Genomic DNA, 21443 nt, shown 5'->3' on the forward strand with positions numbered 1-21443 from the left:
TCCTTACTTCTACTAAAAAAGGGCAGAACAATGCACTATGCGTCTCTTTTGAGCAGTATCAAAAACCGTCGCAACGTCCTTCACATTACCCAGGAGTATCTGGCTGAAATTTCGGGAGTGAGCCTGCGTACCATTAAAGAGATCGAATCCGGAAAGGGCAACCCAACCCTCGAGACACTGGGTGAATTGGCGGATGTGTTGGGTATGGAATTGACACTGGTCATTAAGCAACCGAATCCGTAACACCATGCGTCAGGCAGCAGTCTATCGAAACGGCGAACTAGCAGGCCACCTCATCGAGGAAAGCCGCCGATACTATCTTTTCCGCTACGATGAGCGTTGGCTTGCCGATCCGCATAAACCCAATCGGAATACCGGAGTGATGAGCTGTTCCCATTCTTTTTCAATATGCTGAGCGAAGGAGAGAATCGACGGTTACAGAGTATTCAGCTTCGGGTAGATGAGGCCGACAGCTTTGGTCTGCTGCTGGCCACCGCTCAATACGATACCATCGGTGCCATCACATTACGTCCGGCAGCTGACTTATGAGTTTACCCGTTATAAAAAATTACCCCGTTACGCTGGCAGAAGGTTTTAACAACTACAGCCCCCTCTGTTTGCGCACAGTATTTAATGGGCGCAAAGTCAGCCCTGTCCTACCCTACGAGCTGCCCCAGAAAAGCGAGACCGTTGCCGAGCTGTTTATGGAAAATCGAAAACGAATTTCCATCTCGGGAGTGCAGGAAAAGGAAAGCCTGATGCTGGAAAAGAACAGCTTACGACTCACCCATCCGGGCGAACAGGGAACCTACATTTTGAAGCCCATCCCCCGCGATGTCAAAAAGGTGGATCAGGTACCGGCCAACGAACACCTCACCGTGCAGATTGCCCGGCAGGTGTATAGCATCAACACGGCGGCCAATGCCTTGATTTTCTTTCAGGATGGCTCCCCTGCTTACCTGCCTAAACGCTTCGACGTAAAACCGGACGGCACCAAATGGGGTGTAGTGGACTTTGCGGCTTTATCGGGGCGGACCCACCAAAACGCAGGCCCCAACTTCAAGTACACCTATAGCTACGAGGAAATAGGGCTATTGATCCGAAACGCAACTACCTGAATCAATAAATGTATAGGGGGCAGAAGGACGTAGCTGATGGGTTAGGCTTAACCATTTCTAAACGCGATTGACCGAAAAGTCTGGTAACGGCTTACTTATTTTCCCGATTTATTTCCGTTACCGCTGGAATCGCCCGGCCTTAATACGCTTCCCTTTGCGCGTGGGCATGAGCTGGCTCCAAAGAGATCATTTACTCTTTGCAGCGCCGGATCAGGTCTTTAACGCGTTCAACTGTATTCCGAAGGTTATCGATGGGTATAGCAAGTTGACTGTAGGCCGTTGTTTTGAACTGAGCATCATTCACATAGTAGGCGACATCATCCAGCAATTCAGCCGTCTCATCACTTCGCTCCGTAAACCACTTTACCTCCGAAGCAACCAGATTAACGACGTTCAATTTTTGGGGCGCATTGTGAAAAAACTCCTTTCGATCGGTGGAGTAGTACTTACGAAACTCTTCAGCAGCAGCCTCCCTATCCATCGTCATTACCCGACTCCGGAAGTTCTCCAGAAAAGACAAGTGACTACGCATGGCATTATACGCCGTACGGTTTATGGCACAGGTGTTCCCCAATTCGCTCGCATTAGCCGGATCAACAACACCAGTTGTATTGTCTCTGTCGGAAGCTGGCGCTGCGGAAGTGCCTGAAGCAGTAGTTGCTGCTACAGAACCGGGCATAGGCCGACTTGGCTTAACGGCTGTAGGCGCACTGGCTGTTCCGGCTGAAAGTATGTGAAAAACCGGTTCCTGAACAGCCCCTTGTTCACGGGCGAAATCGACAGTGGCCTTCGTCGAGGCCTGTAGCAAAGACTCCCACTGAGCGGGCTGTCGGCTGGGTCTGGCAACGACCTGCTTAAATTGCTCCATGAAGGAGGTAAAGAACCAGCCCCCATCTTCGCTGCTGTTCGATTTTTGATTCCGTTTGCACGTGTGCAGGAGAATGGACATCCGGCTTTCGAGAAACAGTTTTTTTAGCTGTTCAGGATTGTTGACCGACACATTCATGACATGTACCGAACCTGGTTTAGCCCGCGAGCGGTCATTGATGGCACTGTTGCAGGACTCACCAAAAGCCAGGGTCAGGCGATTGCCTTTCCGGCGTAGTTGCTCAAATACAGCTTTCAGGTTCCGGGAATTGGCCGGGCCGGGATTTTGTCCCGCAGCTTTAAATAACAGCATGGGCTCTTCTGTCTCAGAATTGTTCCAGCCATGGCCCATGAAATAGAAGAAAACAACATCATTCGGTTCAGGACGAAGCGCAGTTAGCACCTGATCGCAGCGCGTTGCCAGAAAATCGCTGCCTTTATAGACTGCCATTCGGTTTTTCAGGCCGGTTGCCTGGCAGACTGTCTCCGACATTTCAGTCAGGAAGGAAATGTTCATCAGGTTGGGAGCCGACAAGCCGGGGTCATCTGTATCGGCAAACACCAGCAGATGAAAATTCTGGGCATACAAAGCAGGCTGAAAACTAAACAGGAAGATGATAAGCCCCACCGCCTGATAACCTGACAGACGAGCGATCTTTTTAATAAGAGACTTCTGTTTCACAGCAGGTGATGGTTTGACGGTTGAACAAAGGAGTCTGACGATTACGGGTGCGCTTTTGCGTTAACCGGACAACGGTATCCTGAATCTGCTTCCAGGTGGTTACGGTAGCCTGTTCACGAACCGCTTCGGCAATCGTGTTCGTGAACGCAGTTAACCAGACTGAGCCCTGCTGCGGATCGCTATAGGCCCGCTCATTGAGACCGGCAGACGCCATGACAATAATTTGTTGCACTTTTTCTGCTTTGAACAGCCGCTTATAGGCGTCAACAATGGCCATATCCGGTATGTCTGTCTGCGCCAACCGGGTGACCTGTGCCGTTAAAGCCCCAACTTCCGTACTGCGGGCAGCAGGTTTGTTTGCGGAACTGCTATCAGTAAGTAATGCGATCTTTTGGCGTGGCCGATTTCCACAGTCAACGGTCACCAGTAATGTCCGTACAGGTTTGGCGCGCAGTAGGGCCAGCAGTTCACGTAAGGGTATGTCGCCACCGTTCAGCTGGAGTGTAGGCCAGGCTTTAGGTCCGTCGCTGTACCCACGACCCGCATAGTGCAACCATACCATGTCATTCTCAGCCGACTGCGGCTTGAATTTACTCAGCGTTTGTCGCAGCATTTGCGGAGTAAAAACGGCACTATCGCTAAACTCATACCGATGCTGGGTGTAATTTCCATACCGGGCAATATCATCCGTCAGCTTATGAAACGAGTGAGCGTCGAGCCTTCGATCGGGGCGCCGGGAATCAGTGGTTTCGATAACCGAAAACACGTATAGATTTTGCCCCTGAACCGGCGCAACGGCAAATGGAAACAAAGCGAAGAAAGCCTTTTGGTATAATCGCATAAATTTATTTCGGCTCTGTTTCCTCCTCGTCGTCATCAATCCCGGCGGGGCAATCGACCGTAAAACGAGGGCGTTGTAACCCGTTTGACTGTTCCTGCATCTTTTCGACAAGGCTACTTTTTACAGTATTTAGCGGGCGGTTCAGCCCCCAGCGTGGATCGCCTTCGGTCATCTGCTCTTTCATGGCGGCAAGAAAAGCCCCTAAAAAAACTGAGTTACCATTCTTATCACGTAGGGCTCGTTGTCCCACGGATGCCGACGCAATCTTGATGAACATCTTTTTGCACTCTGCTTTTCCAAGAAACAGCTTCTGGCTGCTTTCACGCAGGGCGGGCGGGTGAGGCCGGGGTATAAGCCGGGTTACATAAACCGGTTCGGGCTGGTTATCACAGTCGGCAACAACCAGAGTAAGGTGCGCTTTTTTAGGCCTTAAGATTTCCATCACGTCACGCATGGGTGTCTCATCGCCATCTTTCAACTTCATGATTGGCCAGACACGGTCGCTGGCGGCTTCGCCCCGGCCTGAAAAATAGAAGACGATAATATCTTTAGCGGCAACAATTCGGGTAGAGGTCAACGTGGCCAGAAGCTCCTGATGCGTGAAGGCCGTGTGCGTGGCTACCGGATAATCGAGGTAAGGGCCGACGTACCGCCAGAAGTTTTCCATCTCCAGACGATCTTTACTTCCGCGCTGGTCTGCTTTATCCGCCAGGAAGAAAAGATGAATCTGCTGCGAGTAGCCATTCAGCGTAGTCAGGATAAGTAAGAAAGCAAGTATCTGTTTCATGTAGGTGGTGCGGACAGTGGCTTATAGCCGGCTAGGATTTCTTTTTAACTGGCTGCGGCTTCAGGTTACGGGGTTTCGGTTTGGTAACCGTCGCCGGTTTGAGACTGTTGACGGGTGAAGCTACTTCATCGCTTTCATCGGTAGCGGGTAAGCCTTTCACCAGGCGTCGAAGGCGCTTCTGGATCAACTTATACTCCGTTTCACCTTTACTTAAATTATCCAGATCGGCTTCCTGGTAATTTTGAATGATCAGGCTGTTCAAGGTTTTAAAGCGCTTACCTGCCGAAGGGTGCGATGCGTAAATCGATGAAATGGCATTACTTTTTAAGGCCGCCATAGCCAGATCCTTTACCTGGGCAGTACTGGGCGTTGTACCCTGTTGCGAGAGAGCCGCCAGAGCACCCGCCTGACTCAACATGCGCTCGCCAAATGATTTGGTTGGCACATCGGGGGTTCGGTGAAACAGGCGCTCCCAGAGCTTAGGCGCTTCTCGTGGGTCATAACCCGCTTCGTAAATGTAGTTGAGCCCAATACGGTCGGCCTGATTTTCTAATTTTCGGCTGTAGCTACTCGATAAGGCAGCCCCGCCAAATGCAGCAATCGCATTCGACAACTCGCTTGCCTCCAACCCATAAGCCGATACCAGCGCTGTAGAAACCGCCACTTTTCCCACCGAGATGGCCTGGCTTTGTTCATACTCCTGACGACTATGGCGATAGGTAACGTGTGCGATTTCATGCCCTAAAACGGCAGCTAGTTGTGCTTCATTTTCGATCTCGTTTAGTAATTGAGTATGCACAAATACTGACCCGTCCGGATAAGCACAGGCATTGAAGGTGGTATCGATGACGACAAAAAAGTTGAAGTTCACATAAGCCGGGTGATCTTTTGGCAGCTTCTTAATGTGGTCAGGAATAAGTTTTCGGCCAACGCGGGATATGTAGGCATTAATCGGCTCATCCCGCAGCAGATTGAACTTGGCGTTACCAAAGGCGACTTCACTACCATCCAGCGACATTTTCTTTGTTGCTTTAAGCGTGGTCAGTAGTTTATGATCCGTTTCCGTAAACTCATCGGGCACTACCGTACCGGATTCTACGAGAAGTATGCCATCTGTTTGCCGTTGCCCTTTGAGCTTCAGCTCCATCCCCTTTTCCATCTCCTTGAAACTGCTGAACAGACGACCTTTATAGCCTTTCTCTCCAACCAGTTTAGCCCCTGTCTTAATCTTAACCGCCTGGCCATCTACCGTGGCGACATCGCCATCCAACTGCTCATATGTACCCGCAACGGTACCACTACCGGTTAAGTCTGTCAGGATGATAACTTCCTGCATGGCAAACTTTTTACTGTAACGATACTCGTGAAAAGCGATTTCAACCTCCAGGCCAGGCCGTAGTAACTCTTTATTCTTCAGATATGGAGATTTATCGAACGGAGCTGGCTCCTGATCTTTAAATGTTTTGTTATTGGCCAGCGCTTTGGCTTTCTTTTCCTCAAACTTCTGATGTTCCTTTTCTGCCTTCTGCTTCCTGTTTTCGTACTGTCGTCGTTCGCTTTTGCCCATAAATACAAGCGTACTGTCCGTATAATCAATAAATGAGTAATAATCCTTATAATCGCTTTCGATGTTAACGCGGATTTTCAGGCGGGGAGGTTTGAACTCGACAACGTAAGCAGACTCAGTTTTAAGAATTGGCACTTCAGTCTGCGCTAAAGAAGGGAGTAGACTCCCCAGACTAACAAGAAGGGTAGCTAAACAGCAGGAAAGATTTCTCATATAAGGGTAGTGTAGATGACGTTAACTTACCAAGCAGTAGCCGTAAAAATAACAAGGTATATTTTGGTAATACTACTTAAATCACATAATTTCCCGAAGAAATTTTGTGATGAACAAAATTCTACAGTAGTAAATATATTAAACGGCATATTTTCTAAATCCACACATGAATAACAATCGATCTATTCCTCTATTATTCCTTCCTTCGAGGTTGCCTAGTCATTTTAGGCAGTTTACTAGCATCTCATTAGCTGAGTAATAAGTTACCGGCTACATTACCAGTAGTCCTGATACGACTGTCTAATGTACGTAATCATTAATTTCTCAGTCGTTCTGATACCAGGCTGACGCCACACAAGCCTTTAATTATCCACCCAATGACCCTTTCGGAAACGTCGAAACGAGCTATTCAGATTGCCCAGGCTTTAGCGAAGGAAAATAAGCATCCTGCCTTTGCACCGGCCCACCTGCTGCTGGGTCTCTTTCATAATGATGTAGGACTGGCAACCTGGCTTGTCGTACTCGGGAAAGACATCCATTTCCTGCGCGACTGGGCCGAATACCAACTTGAGGGTCTACCCAAGTCCGATAAAATAGCAGAAAGTCCGGCCGGCGATTTACAGGTACAGGAGCTGGTTAAACTGGCGGAACTGATCGCGCTTCAGCTTTCCTCTCTCTCCATAGAGCCAATCCATCTGCTGGCGGCCTCGCTCAAGGCAGAGGTTGCGTTTACGGCTGGTCAGCTCAAATCACTGCCTCTAACCCAAAAGGAACTGCTGGATGCGGCTCTGGATGAGCAGTCTGTACAAACAGCCCTAAGGCCAGCTACGGCTTCTGGTTCAACAGAAACACCCGCCCCAGCTCAGGCCGCTGGCGCAGGTCAGCCATCATTATATAAGTACTGTGTCGACAAAACAGAATTAGCTCGTGACGGTAAACTGGACCCCATTGTTGGGCGCGACCAGGAACTGAGACTTATGCTTGAGATTCTGGTGCGACGAACCAAGCCAAATGTATTGTTGGTAGGCGAGCCGGGTGTTGGCAAAACAGCACTGATCGAAGGGTTCGCTCAGGCAATCATAGCGGGTAAAGTGCCTGGTCGGCTGAAAAACACAAAACTTTTCGAGCTGGACCTCGGTGCCCTGGTGGCCGGTGCGGCCTATAAAGGCGAAGTTGAAGATCGAATTAAAAGCATTATCCGGGAGGTAAAGCAACTTGATAAAGCTATTTTGTTTATCGATGAGATTCACGTGCTTCTTAATCCAAATGGTTCGATTGGTACGGGCGTGGCTCAGCTCCTGAAACCGGAATTAGCCCGGGGAGAACTGACGGTAATTGGTGCAACAACGCTGGATGAATTCAGACAGTATATCGAGAAAGATGAAGCCTTTGGCCGCAGGTTTGAAAAACTCATTATTCCGGAGCCGGATATCCCTACCGCTATCCGAATGGTGGAAAGCCTGCTGCCACGGTATGAACAGTATCACAACCTCAAAACAGAGCCTGCCGTTGCCGAAGAAGCGGTTCGCCTGGCTAGTCGTTATATCAAAGACCGGCGCTTGCCCGATGCCGCCATCGACCTGCTGGACCGCACTATGGCGGCCATTTGTATTACCAGCGAAACAGGCCCTATTGAACTATTGGCCCTACAGGAAGAGCTCAACGGCCTACCCGATAAGCTAACCGGACAACCCGACACAACCCAGTTATCAGCCTACCGTTGGCTGATTCAACAGTTTCAGCACCGCATCAGTCCTATTCTGCGGCATCAGCTCGACGATGACACCCAGCCGGAAACCATCGACGTCACGTCCGTTTTGCACAACTACCTGCACGACCGTCTGGAAAAGCTTCGTCCTTTGGCCGACATCAAAAAAGAAATCCTCACCCCGCAGGATGTAGCGGCTATGGTATCGGCCAAAACGGGTATTCCTTTAGGCAAACTGCAATCGAGCGAGCGGGATAAACTGATGCAGATGGACGCTGTTCTGCGAAAACGGGTGGTGGGGCAGGATCATGCCATTGAGGCTCTTTCGGCTTCAATCCTAGTAGCACGATCGGGCTTGTCTGAAGGGAAACAGCCTGTTGGTGCGTTTTTTCTACTTGGCCCAACCGGAACGGGGAAAACAGAACTGGCGAAATCCCTGGCCGATTTTCTGTTTAATAACGAATCGTTTCTAATCCGGTTCGATATGTCGGAGTTTAAGGAAGAACATTCTGTAGCTCTGCTCTACGGTGCACCGCCGGGCTATGTAGGGTATGAACAGGGAGGGTTACTGGTGAACAAAATTCGCGAGAAGCCGTATTCTGTGGTGCTGTTCGATGAAATTGAAAAAGCCCACCCTTCGGTGTTCGATCTTTTCCTTAAAATTCTGGATGAAGGCAAACTCCATGACCGTCTCGATAAGGAAGGGGATTTCTCTAATGCGGTTATTCTGTTTACCTCGAATATCGGCAGTGAGTTTATTGGTCGGGCGTTTGGTGAAGGCAAAATTCCGGCGTCCAATGACCTGACCGAGATTATGAGCGGCCACTTCCGTCCCGAATTTTTAGGTCGCATTAACGAGTTGGGCGGAACCATACCCTTTGCCCCCATCAGCGAACAAAACGCAGTCATGATTTTCAACATTCACCTTCGGGCATTGGAAAAGCTACTGGCAAAGCAAAATATCACCCTTATGCTGACGCCCGAAACCCGTGAGTATTTGGCATTAACTGGTTTTTCACCCCGGTACGGAGCCCGTCCGCTTAAAGGTGTTATACGCAGCCAGCTTCGCCGACCAATTTCCCGGATGATCATCGCCGGAGAGTTGGGTAAAGATCAGGTGGTAACCGTGAGTGTGAATGATGAAAAAGAATTAGTCTGGACGGTAACTCCTCCCATTTAGGGCAATATTTTCCTATAACAAATGGAATTGAATTTAAACGAAAAGAAGTCTCTATTTACAAAGGCATAAATAGAATAGGTACATTAACGGGATTTTCAAACCGGAGCTATACGTTCAGAAACAGGTATTATCTGACAGAAGGAACGAGAACAACAGACAAAGGAAATGATCAATTGTATCGAGTAAATAGTTTGGTTTATGTAAGGCTTAATTACAGAGCTTTTAATTAAAAAAATGAACGGATGCAGTTAAAAATAATTAGCGTTTCATTTTTGTTCTCGACGAAAAAAAATATACGCATAGTTATTGATATCTGACAGACGAACTGACTCAAAATTTACCAAATGCTAAATCCCAAATCAGTTCGTCTCTTGCTTACGACAAAGAACTATTTAGCTCACGCACAAAAAAGCCGCTAATTAGATTTTCAAAGGTAATTAACAAAGCAGGAAATTAAAGTTAATTACTTGCTTTACAAAGCTTTAACTCCTTACTATTGTCAAGATAATGTACCTGATATGTGCTTATCAAGCAAGTCTATTTCGATATCTTGTCTGTCGTATAAGTTTAACTTTATTTTTGCCTTTTTTTAAATAAAGTTTGTGCAAAAGCATAATTTCAAGTTACTTTAATCATCCTTAATAACACTGAAAATTCTTTCATTTATGAATCCAACACTGAATATGCCTGGAGCCTGGGCTGGCGTAAAAGAAGTCCCTCCCAGCTTATTGCCACTCAATCAGAATCAAACTCTATATGTCACTAAGTTAACTACGCACGACGATGGAGTACCAGAGCCTACTAAAGTAGAGGGTTTGAAATCTGTTGATGAAGTCATGGATTATTTTAAACCCAAAAAAAATATATCCCTGACCCAGGAAGATGAGAATACGCAGGAAGAAGAATTTCATTTTCGACGGATGGGAGATTTTACCCAACAGGGATTGATCGGACAAAGCAAACTATTGCAGGCTCAGGCGGGAAAAATACAGGACTTAAAAAAGATAAACATGAATCTCCGTTCTAATAAAATGCTGCAAAAAGCGCTTCAAAATCCAGAATCCAGAAGCCTTCTGCGCGGTATGATCGAGCAAATGATCGACGAATTAGCGGCATCGACTTCACGCTAACACTCTCCCTAAACCGTCTTAGCCACCCCCTGTATGGAAGCGCAAAAAAGTGAAAACACCAGCCAGCCCGTTCGCGAAAATGAACAGGCTTCCCCTTCTCTTGAACAACAGGTTGCCCAGCTAAAAAAACTACGGCTGGGTGATTTCAAATTACTTGAAACCGTTATTCCCGGAACGGAGAATCTTAACCCTGACCGAGGCAACAAACGTACACTCTGGCTGAACGACCCGAATGAAGCCCGAAAAGCAGATCGTAAGAAACTGATGAATCGGCTGGAGATCTGGCGTGATTTACTCAGCGATGATACGACCTCTACAGAACAGATTACCAGCAAGGCAGATAATCTTCAGAAAAGCCTGGAAGCCCTGCTGAAAACTAATCTTTATGAAGTAACTCAGGAAACCCGCGAACTCGAAAGTACGTACCGAGGGGTGGCTTCGTTCTTTATTAACGCCGAAACCAGTGGCCTCAAAGTTCGAAATGTCCACTTCGTAGATGCACCACTCGAACAGCTCAACCCCGAGCATACAGACTATGAGGGAGAAACCCTGGAGTATATTAAGAAATCCATCCATCAGGTTTATAACCAGTTCGACCTGACAGACAGTTACTCGTTACTGGTCGTACCAGGCTATCTGGGCAGCAAAGTAGCCGTGGATACCTGGGCTACCATTGCCAATAATCATAAGCTGATGCTTATTACCGACTTCGTAGACGAACAGTCGCTGGAGATGATCCGGGATTCATTTTTGACGGATGAAATAGCATCTGACGAAGGCAAGTATGCCAACGTACTCATGACGGCGAACTATTTGGTCGGCCGGGGCAAGTACACCGAACTGGAAGAAGAGGAAGATTTGTATGTTGCCCCTTCGGCTGCACTTGCGGGCAAAGTTTACATGAACCTGATCTCTCAGTCTTCTATGGGGCTTCAGTACGGGGCGCTCGAACAGACCAACGGAGTCCGGCTCGATTTATTAAAAACAGAAGTGGGTGAACTAGAGAACTTAGGCCTTATTCCGATGACAAAAGCCTTCGGCAAAGTCATCCCCTTTTCGGCTCGAACACTCTACAATGGCTCAAACGTGGGGTTGAAAACCTATTCGGTTGTTCGTGTTTTCGACTGGATCATGAAAGTGCTTATGCACTTTCTTAACAAACGGGCGGGAGAGAACTGGAGCAGTACCGTAGAACAGCAAATCAAAAAAGAGATTATCCGCTTTCTGGATAGCATTACCGGCCCTGGCCGTGTAATCGACCGGTTCGATACGCCTAAGTTCGATAAAGACCCGGCCGATCCATCCCGCATTGTTCTCGATATCAATATTACGCCTTTCTTCCCGGCCAAAACGTTTATCATTAACCTGCATGGCGAGCAAGGCCTCAATCCGAACACTGCCCGGCGAAACTCATTCGAAGGTTCCATTGATCAACGCAGGGATTCTTAATGGCTTCGTTCGTTGCATACCTTCATGTTGGTCGGTTTTCGACCCAACTTAACTACGTTTACCTGGATATAAACCAGGCTACTGACACACTAGGCCGCCCCGCATCCTTAACGCGGGGCGGCAAAATTACCGTCGAGTTCAACTCAACGAACGATTATGTAGTGGCCGAATGGATGGCCGATCCATCCAAACGAATGGAGGGCTCAATCGTATTCATGAACATGGTTGCCCGGCAAACGTTAAAAGAAATCAACTTCCTGAACGCCTACTGCATTGATTTACACGAACGATTTGATGGTACAACCAACAGTAGTCAGATGGTAACAATCATTACGATTTCTCCGGAAAAAATAAATATCGGGGGCATCGAACTAGATAATCGGTGGCCCGCAACAGAATAGACAAACCGCCAACCCGTTTTTCAGCCAGTTTCAACCTATCCACGCTCCCGAATGGCAGCTTCTTTCTCAGCTGAATTTATATTGCCCGATGCTGGTGCCAGTTTCCGGGTGCTGACCTGCGATTATCAATTATCGCAAATGACCGACCAGCGGGGTCGGCCAACGGCTGGCGTACGAAGCGGGCTGTTACGTATAGCCATTATGGGAGCCAACTACCAGTCACTCACGCATTGGGCCATCGACCCATTCAAGGCACATGACGGCTCAATTGTGTTTAAAGATCTGGTTGGAAAAACGTTTAAGACCATCACGTTTACGCAAGGGTACTGCGTTTCCTACCGCGAGATTTTCACTCCCCACGATGGCGAAGCGGTTGTTTACCGCTTCGATCTGGGTATTACAGCGGCTCAGGTAACGCTCTTGGGCGATACGCTTCATGATAATCAATGGCTCGACTGGAAATTTGGTAACCGGTAGTCTTAACTCGTCTTTATTCGCAGATGGCACAGCAAGTTGAAGTAAACGTTATTGTCGGTCAGAAACGCATTACCCATTTCACGAGTTTACAGATTAACCAATCGCTGTTTACGCATCACACCTTTGCCATTGTTGTGCCCTTCGAAGCGCTGGAGAACAAAGAGGATTTCTTTTTCAAATCGGCTCATCAGGATGTGTGCGGCAAACCTATTTCCATTTCCTTTAAGCCTTTATTCAAAAATGTCACCTCCAGTTTCCAGTTCAACGGCGTTGTTACGGAGCTGATTTTACAGAATAACAGCGAACTGGTCAATTCCTTCATCATTAAAGGCTACAGCCCAACTTTTCTGGCTGAAGACGGCGTTCAGCGACGTGCTTTCGTTGGCCAGACGCTAACCCAAATCATGAATGGAGTCCTGCGCGATTATCCGCAGAATCTGCTCCCGCGATCGGTGGCGCCAGTGTACGCAAACAGCATCGACTATAAAGCTCAATATGACGAAAGCAATTTTGATTTTCTGAACCGGCTGGCGGCCGAATACGGCGAGTGGTTTTACTACAATGGCACGCAGTTGGTGGTTGGAAAAGCCCCCACACAGGTAGAATCGTTTGTGGTTGATGGGATTCAAACGTTCGACATCGCCATTGGCTTAAAGCCCAACCTGTTTGGTATGTATCATTACAATTCGACCAAACACGAAGAATACGTCAGCAAAGGGACGCCCGTTGGGTTAGGCAACCTGGGCAGCTTTGCCTACCAGCAATCGCAGGGATTATTTGGCCGGTCGGCGCAGCTATGGCCCTTACGGAATATCCAGTTCCAGAGTGAGCTCGATGAAACCGTACAGACGGTTAACGCAACCAATGCGGCCGACCTGGTTCGATTTCAGGGCGTTGGCGAAAATCCGAATCTCAATGTGGGGGTTATCGTAGACGTAACGGCGCAGAAGCTGGTTAAACCGGGGCAGTACAAACGCGAGAATGCCGGTCAATACCGAATTACGCACATCTCGCACACGGTGGATAACATCGGGAATTATGAGAATAACTTCGAAGCAATTCCCTCCGCAGCCGACTACCCACCCCGCAACCCAACCGTACGCATGCCCATTGCCCTGCCCGAAATTGCAACGGTTATCAAGAACGAAGACCCGCTCAAATTAGGCCGGGTGCGGGTTCAGTTTCACTGGCCCAACCAGATGCAGGGTAAATCGTCGTGGATGCGTGTTACCTTCCCTTATACCGGGTCGTCGAGGGGTATGCTGTTTGTTCCGGAAACCAACGACCAGGTGTTAATCAGTTACGAAGCCAACCATGTCGATTTTCCGGTCGTAGTGGGCAGTTTATACCATAAATCTCCGGCCAATGATTACTGGTTCGATGATAACCTCCAGAAAGTGATCCGGACTAAAGGGGGTAACAAAATTGTCTTTAAAGACAAAAAGGGCGAACAGGAAATCTTTATCACCAACGCCAATAAGAAGGGAACGAGTATGCACTTCTCGTTTAAAGATGATGGCACCATCACGCTCAAAACCGAGGGTCTGATTCAACTGGAAGCCAAAGACATCAAAATGACGGCCGAGGAAAGCATTGAGATGACCGCTAAGAATTTGACCATAACGGTCGAGGAAGACATTAAAGCGATAGCCGAAAATACTTCCTCGTCGTCGCAGCAAGAAGTTACTATTGAGGCTGGGCAGGACGCCAATATACAGGCAACTACTGTCCATGTTGATGGTGGACGAGTGGTTGATGTGAAAGCGCCCAAGATTAAACTCAATTCATAACCCGCACTTTTATTTCTGTTTTACCTATAACTGTTCACTAAACACATCCATTACTATGGCTCAGTCAGCTTCCGCAGTCGCTGCTAAATTTTGGGCTACTGGATTTTCTCCGGTAGAGGTACAATCCTGTTCCTACGAACTACATCGCTCGGTTGACCAGAAAGGTCGCCCCGCCGGTATTACACAGGGCGGAATTATTACGGTTGAGATTGCCGCCAATAAAGACACAACCCCCTTGGCCGAGTGGATTACCGATCCATTTAAAGAAGGAGATGGCGGACTTGAATTTTTCGATGACCGTCAGCAAAGTGTTAAACGGGTTGAATTCAACAATGCCCGCTGCATTGGCTACTCCGAACGGTTCGACAAAGTACAAAACATCCAGACCCCAGACCTGCCTTCCATGACAATGAAGCTGAAAATGTCGGCGGAGAAGATCAGCATCGGTGGTGCCTTGCATGACAACAACTGGAGCGATAAGCAATAAAAAAACAGGTCAGCGAATGGAATACACTCGCTGACCTGCTCTGCTTCATTGTCCCGGAGTCAGACGGCGGATTATAATCCGATGCCCGTTGATTACGTAGTTCTCGGGGCAGTTGCGTTCCGGATCGATGTACAGATTCCCTCGCCACCACGGGCGCTGAACGTAAAAATGCCATTCGTACAGGTTGGTAACCGGGTCTGGATTATACGGGTCACGTACCTCAATCTGGCGTTTGGGTTCATCCCGATTGTGCTCATCGACAGCGAGCTGAAAGGCCTGTCCAATGCTTAATTTGTCGGGAATATCCGAAACGATATCATAAATATTGCGCTCGCCCAGACGAATGTCGACAACAAAAACGATGTCGGTAAGCCGTTTCAGGTCGCTTTCTGAAAGCCGGGGCCGGGGCATTAACGGATCGTACTTCCAAACCTTGTAAATCTTGGGTGGAATACGATTAAAGGCGTCAAACGCCCACTGAACAAAATAGGCGATTAAAAAGGCCGGTACCGTAGTGACCAGCGGACGCACGTGGATTTTGAACGCTTCGTCGAGGGTGCCACTTCCCCAACCGAACATGTTTGGAGAAAAGGACACCAGAAACAGAGCCAGGCCTCCAAAAATACCCATGAGCAGCGTCATGAGTGTACCGAGCAGATAATTGTCGGGAGCAATCCAGGGCATTGCCCAGCGCAACGCATTGGCATGGAGTACGCCCAGCAAGAGTACTACGCCCAGAATTAGGGTGTACGTCCAGAGCGCTGCGTTACCGGACGATGCGAATAGGGTTGTTGCAGTAAGATACCCAAGGTACCCAACGCCACAGAACACAAAAAAAACTACCAGCATATAGAGGATGGTATTTCGAACCGGAACATTACGAGAAAGATTACTTCTGGCCTGCCCAACGACCTGACCAGCCATTGTACGCGCTTCATTCTGAGGGTTAAAATAAGGATTCATTGCCGACGGCCGGTTATGGATGGATTTTTCCAAAACTAAATGAAAACCAATGAATAACATAGAAGACCCGGCGAATATTTACCGAAAAGACTATTACAGGAATTACTCAATTTAAAACGTCTATTTTTGAGTTTACGCTTACCCCAACTAGTTATGCGCTACCGTACGAACGATGCAGTTATTGATATTCCTGATGACTGGCACGATCAAACATTACATATCTTTTCTTCTGAACAACCGGGTAAGGCGGGTTACACAATCGTAATTACGTCTGAACAGCTGGACCGGGTAGCCGATGGTGCTGGCTATCGTGATATGGCTTTGCAACGTTTACCCAAAGAGTTACCTGGTTTTAGTTTAGTAAAGGAGTTAGCTACGGTTATCATGAGTACATTACCGTGCTATGTGCTGGAATATACATGGAACTCTCCAAATGGCGTTATGCACCATTTCCAGGCTTTATTCGCGACAAAACAATCGCAGCGCCTGCTGAAAGGCTACAGCATAACCATGAGCATTCCGGAAGATTTATTCCATCCGGACCTGGAATTACTTTTTGCACGAACCATTCGCTCCTATACGTTCGACCAATAGCCATGCCGGAAGCTGCACATCAAACCCATCAGGTAAAACACGGTGGTGCTATGATTGGACTCATTGCTGGCGTTGTTATTGGCGCTGCTGCTGCTGTCATCATTGTAGGGACTGGTGGCGGAGCTTTAGTTGTAGCGGCAACGGTAGGTGCGGGTATTTCGGCCGGGGGAGGTATCGGTGAGCTTGTAGGCCGCCATTTTATTCCCGGTATTGATCGCGGCCCAATTCTATTGGGTGTACCAACCGTCCTGATCGAATACCTGCCAGCGGCTGTAGTGACTACTCCTGCCGCTTGTGCAGGCATTGGCTTTCCTCATCCGGGCTCACTAATTGCTCAGGGCAGTAGCAGTGTGTTTATTGGGGGCCTTGCGGCAGCCCGAATAGGAGATAAGTTAACGTGTGGGGCAAAAGTTGGCCATGGCTGCAGTAGTGTAGATATTGGAGGAGGTACTGTAACCTACTTAGAAATTGATTCAGAAGTGCCCGCCTGGTTAAGCTTGAGCTTAACGGCAATTGGCTTTTTAAGTGGCGTTGGTGCTTTACGGACAGCCGGTATGAGCCTATTTGGGGCGGTAGCCTGGACAACTGCCGGAACCGCGAGTGGCGCAGGATGGGGAATGGGGGCAGGATGGGTGGCCGAACAAGCGGGCTTTGAATCAGGTAGTTTGGTTAATGACTTGGCCGTTATGGGTGGAGGCATGCTTAGCGGAAAGGCAGCTGGCAAAGCCGGGTTAGGCAAAAGTTTACCGGGTGGCAGTAAAGCTACAGAGCCTATTGGTGGACTAGCGAAATCGGGGGTGGGGTCGAAAGCAACTCTGAGAGAGCAACGACTTCAGCGAGTTTATGAGCTGCGGGAAAAACGAGCCAGAGATTTCTACAAGCAACATAACCCGGGTATGAGCGACGCAGATATAGATAGCCATATCAGAGGCATTGATTACAGTAAACGCGTGAAAGTAGTGAAGATAGGCTCTGATCAGAAACTGAACCGGTACGTACGAACTGAAGATGGTAAAATTATAGATCGAGGAGAATACTTTACCCGCGACACCAAGGCAACGCCATCTGAACTGGGTATTGCTGACTATTATGAAGATGCCAATGGGCAAATCAACATGCGGTTAGACAAACAGACAGGGGTACTAAAACAACCGGATGGTGTTGAGAACATCGGGCTTGAAAGTACGGCACAAGCAATTCCCGACGATTTCAGCATACCAGGCATTGTTCAACCAACCGATGGCGGAGCTAATCAGATTTACATCCCCCGAAGTCAGGACTATTCGTTTGAAAAGTAAAAAAGCCTTCCCATGAGATTCAAAGAACAGGATAAATATGAACAACTCATTCAATTTGCCTTGGATGGCACCGCAGAACGCATCGCCAGGAACTTGAGCATCAATTTATTCAAGACAATACAAGAGCAGCTTTTCCTAATAAGAAGTATTGTTTTTACCGAAAAGCGCCAGCCAACATTTGAAGAAAAAAATGCAGTCTTTATCTCTTCATTAGCCAGAAACCATTTTGCGCCCGGAAATCAATATGGCGATACGTTAAGCCTGATAAATTACTGGTTTACCCACTTGGTTTTCGAAGAATGATGCCAGAATCGTGAGTCATTCTCTCCCGATCGTCAAGTACCCTCTCATCCGCCCAAAAATGCCCGACTATTACTACCGCCTGCCGCTCCGCTTAGACCTGATTACCAGTGGTGGCCAGAATAAACAGGATACCACCGCTACCCGCGAGCTGATGTGCTCGCTCGAAGACTCCCTCTGGAATCATATCTATCTCATTCTGACGACTCCCTTTCGCGAAGTTCGGTTCGACGATGCGTTCGGCAGCGCCATCTGGGAGTATGACCTGAATGCAGGCAGTGAAGTTAACGAAACCCGTTGGGAGAGCAGTATCAAGGATATGATCGAGGACAGCGTCAGGAGTTACGAAAAGCGGCTCGAATCAATTAAAATAGCCGTAAAACTGAATCGGGATGGCTTCACCGATGCCCACCGGCGGCTTACCATTACCGTAACGGGCTACATTCGGGGGCTGAACCGCCAGGGATTTACGTTTCAACGGGATATTATCATTGCCCCATTCATTGCTGAACACCTTCGCTGACTATGAGCTTATTAGATACTTCCAATTTCACAAGGGATGAAGTCCGCAAGCGCATGACGGAGCGGGCCGCTTCCATCTGGCAAATGCGCGTTCGGGATGTCGATACCGCCGACCCACTGGTTGGCTACCTGCTGGATGCCTGCGCGTTTGAGTTTGAAAATACGGCCAAGGTCATCGAAGCCACCCGGCACCGGATTGTAGACCGGCTGGCCAGTGTCATGTGTCCGGAAGTGATTGACCTTCCCCGTCCGGCACACGCCATTCTGAACTGCCGTCCCGAAAACCCAATCGTCGATTTACCCCAGACGGCGCAGTTTTTTCACCGGCAGTTCAACCGAAGTACCAACGAATGGAATCAGGACGTACTATTTTCGCCCGCCAGCACGACCCGGCTCATCGACGCCGAAGTCCGTTACGTACTGAGCGATCAGAGCCTTTGCCAGCTTCGTGGTCGCGACCGGTTGCCCATACAACCCCGGCCGCAATTTATGCCTTTCACGCCCTACCGATCCGTTTGGATTGGACTGGCCGTCGACAAGGAGGTTAAGTCGCTGGCCGGCCTGTCCTTTTATGTTGACTGGGAAAATGAACCGGATGCCGTAAAGGCCAGCTATTACCGCAAACTACAGGATACGAATCAGACAAGCTGGTGGTTAAACGGCCAGCCCCTGCCGGTCAAAACGGGCTTACACTCCCCTACACCACCATCAGATTCTGAATTGGCCGGTTATGAAATGCCCAACCAGCAGCTCATCCAACAACTCGATGCGCTTAAACAACTGGAGACCGATGTGCTGAGCTACTATAACCAGGCCTTTGTGACCCTGGGCGATCTACCCGATAAAACCACCTTCGACTACAGCCCGAAGGCGTATCCGGAAGGGTTTACCGTGTCGGACAGCATCGTACAGCGGCATTTTAATGAAAAGCTGGTTTGGGTCGAACTCCGTTTGCGCGGAGATTTTCCACCGGCCGCCATTGTCAAAATGGACGTACGGGTCAACTGCTTCCCAATCATGAACCGGCGGCTGCGGGATGAACAGCAAAATCTCCAGCAAACCATCAATGTGTTCCCGCTCATTTCGCCCGAAGAGTTTTTATGTATTCGGCGTGTGTTTTATACCGATGGCAATGACCTGTATCGTTCCTCTCCGCTCCGGAATGCCGATGAAATGGCCGAAAACTCGTTCATGTGGCGACCACAGGGCGTTGGCCGTTTCGATGTTCGGGATGCGCGCGAAATTCTGCATTATGTACAGCAGCTGCTGCGCGAGGAAAGCCGCGCCTTTTCGGCGTTAGGCTCGGGTGTGTTCATGGAAATCATCGAAAGCCTGAACCGCAATGTCAACGAACTCAAAGTTAAACTGGAACGAGAAGCATCGCAGGGCTTCAAGGTGGGTTATCCGTACATTTTTATTAAGCCCCGACAGCCAAACTCGACGGTAAATGTCTGTATTCAGTTCTGGAGTACCAACGGTGCCGAAGGCAACGGCATCCGGGCAGGTGCGAAGATAAACCTGTACACAGAGACCTTTGGCTTAACAGAAACGAACATACAGCTCCTGACCGATACCGTTGGTGGGCGAAACAAGCCCGACGTGGCGGAGAAAGAACTGATTCTCCGGCAAACCCTGCTCACCCGCCATCGACTCGTGACAATGGAAGATATTCGAGCGGCCTGCCAGACCTTTTTTGGGGGACGTCTTGTCGATTCAACCGTACACGTGACGGTGCAGAAAGGCTTCGCGGAGGGGTTGATTGAAGGGGCGGGGTACGTACGTTGCCTCGATGTAGTCATAACGCCCCAGCAGCCGGATCGACTGAGTGACGAGGAGTGGGCATCTGAGTGCGAACGCTGTCGGCATTACCTCACGGGGCAATCAGCCATGAACCTTCCTTACCGGGTACAAATCAGAAAACCGTAACTATTGACCATGGACGACTTCAACCAATACGGGCCGTTGCTCCACTACCAGCAGGAAGTTATTGGCCTTAACCAAAGCAGAGCGATTGGTGAATCGCCCGTTGATCTGCGGCTGGAGGTAATTCTGGCCGAATTGGCTCACCAGGGTTTAGATCCCCTGCGCGACGTATTAATCCATTCGTGGAGTCTGTTTGAGCGCGATTACCGCAACGATGTGGACCTGGACCCTGAGCGGATACTTATTGGGGATGCCCGCTGCCTGGATAAGCTAAAAGAGCGGGTGAAAATCGGCCACGCTTCGGCTAACGAAAGTGGCCTACCCAAGCCCGACTGGGACTATGAAGAGCTGGAGCGGCAGCAGGTCTTTTTAAATCTGGTTGTGCATCGCGACAGCTTGTACGATTACTTACCCGAAGGCCTGTTTCACCAGCCCGTCAACAAAACGCGTGACCGTGATCAATCCGATTGGGCAATCGAAATAGCGGAGCAATTTCGCAGGGAGCAGGCAGCCCGGCGATTTTTTCAACCCATCGAACAGGAATTCTATCACCAGCGGTTACTTCTGGAATTGGAGGAGCGTAAATACCTGCTTACCGAAGAGAATCTGCGCCAGAACGACAAGGGCGAAACGCTGCGCGACTTCTGGCAGCTGCCGTTCCATTTACTGAACATACGGCAAGTAGCCAACTTGTTACACCTGCTCCCCATCGTACATCGGATTGTGGGCGATACGGAGCTTGTTGCCCAGGCCTTTCGGTTACTGCTTGGCGTGCCGGTGAACCTGGAAACCATTCCCCCAATAAATTGCCCAATTGACGAAAACCGCGATGCCTCCCAGGAAACATCGCGGTGGATTGGCCCCGAGCCTGACGAATTGGGGCGTTTGTCGTTGGGTAATTTTTCGCTGGGCGGTTATTACCAGGACACTATGCCTGCCCTTCAGCTTAGTTTAGGTCCCCTGTCGACGGATCAGCTCATCTATTTCTTGCCCGGGCAGGATGGCAGTAAACTACTGGATTTACTGGTGGGGTATTTTATCCCGGCGGAGGTAACGGTGGTCACTCACCTACTGCCAGACGAACGAAACAAGTACCTGTACGACGATACCCCCACCAGTATACTTGGCTTTGCCGCTTATATCTGA

21 protein-coding genes are annotated in these 21443 nt (G+C 49.0%); 16 read left to right on the plus strand and 5 right to left on the minus strand.

Going from position 1 to position 21443, the window contains the following annotated elements:
- Positions 1 to 30 precede the first annotated feature (30 nt).
- The 3 genes from NT073_RS21125 (at position 31) to NT073_RS21135 (ending at position 1118) form a co-directional block, all read left to right on the plus strand.
- Entirely contained in the window at positions 31 to 243 is a 213-nt protein-coding gene (locus NT073_RS21125; RefSeq protein ID WP_297377407.1) for a helix-turn-helix transcriptional regulator, read from the plus strand.
- Positions 244 to 408: 165 nt separating this feature from the next.
- Positions 409 to 549, plus strand: a complete 141-nt coding sequence (locus NT073_RS21130; protein WP_297377409.1) for a hypothetical protein — start codon at positions 409 to 411, stop codon at positions 547 to 549.
- A complete protein-coding gene (locus NT073_RS21135; protein WP_297377411.1) occupies positions 546 to 1118 on the plus strand; it encodes a HipA domain-containing protein in 573 nt (190 codons plus the stop codon). The genes NT073_RS21130 and NT073_RS21135 overlap by 4 nt, the downstream gene beginning before the upstream one ends.
- 190 nt (positions 1119 to 1308) lie before the next feature.
- On the opposite strand, the gene NT073_RS21140 is transcribed toward NT073_RS21135, so the two are convergent.
- The 4 genes from NT073_RS21140 to NT073_RS21155 are packed head-to-tail and all read right to left on the minus strand — an operon-like array spanning position 1309 to position 6075.
- Complete coding sequence (locus NT073_RS21140; RefSeq protein WP_297377412.1) at positions 1309 to 2667, minus strand: caspase family protein; 1359 nt, start codon at positions 2665 to 2667, stop codon at positions 1309 to 1311.
- Positions 2645 to 3508: a caspase family protein gene (locus NT073_RS21145; protein ID WP_297377414.1), complete on the minus strand. Its 864-nt coding sequence runs from the start codon at positions 3506 to 3508 to the stop codon at positions 2645 to 2647. The genes NT073_RS21140 and NT073_RS21145 overlap by 23 nt, the downstream gene beginning before the upstream one ends.
- A 4-nt stretch (positions 3509 to 3512) precedes the next feature.
- The gene (locus NT073_RS21150) at positions 3513 to 4295 is read right to left on the minus strand and encodes a caspase family protein (RefSeq protein ID WP_297377416.1); all 783 of its coding nucleotides are present in this window, start codon (positions 4293 to 4295) and stop codon (positions 3513 to 3515) included.
- A gap of 31 nt (positions 4296 to 4326) precedes the next feature.
- A complete protein-coding gene (locus NT073_RS21155) occupies positions 4327 to 6075 on the minus strand; it encodes a M48 family metallopeptidase (RefSeq protein WP_297377418.1) in 1749 nt (582 codons plus the stop codon).
- A gap of 377 nt (positions 6076 to 6452) precedes the next feature.
- Between NT073_RS21155 and NT073_RS21160 the strand changes: the two genes are divergently transcribed.
- From NT073_RS21160 to tssD (NT073_RS21190), 7 genes are all read left to right on the plus strand, one after another.
- Positions 6453 to 8963 carry an ATP-dependent Clp protease ATP-binding subunit gene (locus tag NT073_RS21160; protein ID WP_297377420.1) on the plus strand — a complete coding sequence of 837 codons (2511 nt, stop codon included), beginning with the start codon at positions 6453 to 6455 and terminating at the stop codon, positions 8961 to 8963.
- Positions 8964 to 9628: 665 nt separating this feature from the next.
- Positions 9629 to 10093: a hypothetical protein gene (locus NT073_RS21165; protein ID WP_297377422.1), complete on the plus strand. Its 465-nt coding sequence runs from the start codon at positions 9629 to 9631 to the stop codon at positions 10091 to 10093.
- A 33-nt stretch (positions 10094 to 10126) separates the two neighbouring features.
- Positions 10127 to 11542 carry a type VI secretion system contractile sheath protein TssC gene (locus NT073_RS21170; RefSeq protein WP_297377423.1) on the plus strand — a complete coding sequence of 472 codons (1416 nt, stop codon included), beginning with the start codon at positions 10127 to 10129 and terminating at the stop codon, positions 11540 to 11542.
- Positions 11542 to 11943, plus strand: coding sequence for a type VI secretion system tube protein TssD (tssD, locus tag NT073_RS21175; protein ID WP_297377424.1), 402 nt, complete (start codon positions 11542 to 11544; stop codon positions 11941 to 11943). Before NT073_RS21170 ends, tssD (NT073_RS21175) begins: the two co-directional genes overlap by 1 nt.
- Before the next feature lie 51 nt (positions 11944 to 11994).
- Positions 11995 to 12420 carry a type VI secretion system tube protein TssD gene (gene tssD / locus NT073_RS21180; protein WP_297377426.1) on the plus strand — a complete coding sequence of 142 codons (426 nt, stop codon included), beginning with the start codon at positions 11995 to 11997 and terminating at the stop codon, positions 12418 to 12420.
- Between the two features lie 23 nt (positions 12421 to 12443).
- Positions 12444 to 14210: a phage baseplate assembly protein V gene (locus NT073_RS21185; RefSeq protein WP_297377428.1), complete on the plus strand. Its 1767-nt coding sequence runs from the start codon at positions 12444 to 12446 to the stop codon at positions 14208 to 14210.
- A gap of 55 nt (positions 14211 to 14265) precedes the next feature.
- Complete coding sequence (gene tssD / locus NT073_RS21190) at positions 14266 to 14697, plus strand: type VI secretion system tube protein TssD (RefSeq protein ID WP_297377430.1); 432 nt, start codon at positions 14266 to 14268, stop codon at positions 14695 to 14697.
- A gap of 45 nt (positions 14698 to 14742) precedes the next feature.
- On the opposite strand, the gene NT073_RS21195 is transcribed toward tssD (NT073_RS21190), so the two are convergent.
- The gene (locus tag NT073_RS21195) at positions 14743 to 15660 is read right to left on the minus strand and encodes a TssN family type VI secretion system protein (RefSeq protein ID WP_297377432.1); all 918 of its coding nucleotides are present in this window, start codon (positions 15658 to 15660) and stop codon (positions 14743 to 14745) included.
- Positions 15661 to 15813: 153 nt separating this feature from the next.
- Between NT073_RS21195 and NT073_RS21200 the strand changes: the two genes are divergently transcribed.
- Genes NT073_RS21200 through NT073_RS21225 form a run of 6 tightly spaced genes read left to right on the plus strand, consistent with a single transcriptional unit; the run spans position 15814 to position 21443 of the window.
- A complete protein-coding gene (locus NT073_RS21200; protein WP_297377433.1) occupies positions 15814 to 16254 on the plus strand; it encodes a DcrB-related protein in 441 nt (146 codons plus the stop codon).
- Between the two features lie 2 nt (positions 16255 to 16256).
- Entirely contained in the window at positions 16257 to 17552 is a 1296-nt protein-coding gene (locus NT073_RS21205; RefSeq protein ID WP_297377434.1) for a PAAR domain-containing protein, read from the plus strand.
- Between the two features lie 12 nt (positions 17553 to 17564).
- Positions 17565 to 17855 carry a hypothetical protein gene (locus tag NT073_RS21210; protein WP_297377436.1) on the plus strand — a complete coding sequence of 97 codons (291 nt, stop codon included), beginning with the start codon at positions 17565 to 17567 and terminating at the stop codon, positions 17853 to 17855.
- Positions 17856 to 17913: 58 nt separating this feature from the next.
- Positions 17914 to 18375 carry a GPW/gp25 family protein gene (locus NT073_RS21215; protein ID WP_297377438.1) on the plus strand — a complete coding sequence of 154 codons (462 nt, stop codon included), beginning with the start codon at positions 17914 to 17916 and terminating at the stop codon, positions 18373 to 18375.
- A gap of 2 nt (positions 18376 to 18377) precedes the next feature.
- Complete coding sequence (locus NT073_RS21220; protein ID WP_297377439.1) at positions 18378 to 20300, plus strand: type VI secretion system baseplate subunit TssF; 1923 nt, start codon at positions 18378 to 18380, stop codon at positions 20298 to 20300.
- 9 nt (positions 20301 to 20309) lie between these two features.
- On the plus strand, positions 20310 to 21443 hold the full coding sequence (locus tag NT073_RS21225; RefSeq protein ID WP_297377441.1) for a type VI secretion system baseplate subunit TssG: 1134 nt from the start codon (positions 20310 to 20312) through the stop codon (positions 21441 to 21443).

The sequence above is a fragment of the Spirosoma sp. genome (genome assembly GCF_026391055.1).
GTDB lineage: Bacteria > Bacteroidota > Bacteroidia > Cytophagales > Spirosomataceae > Spirosoma.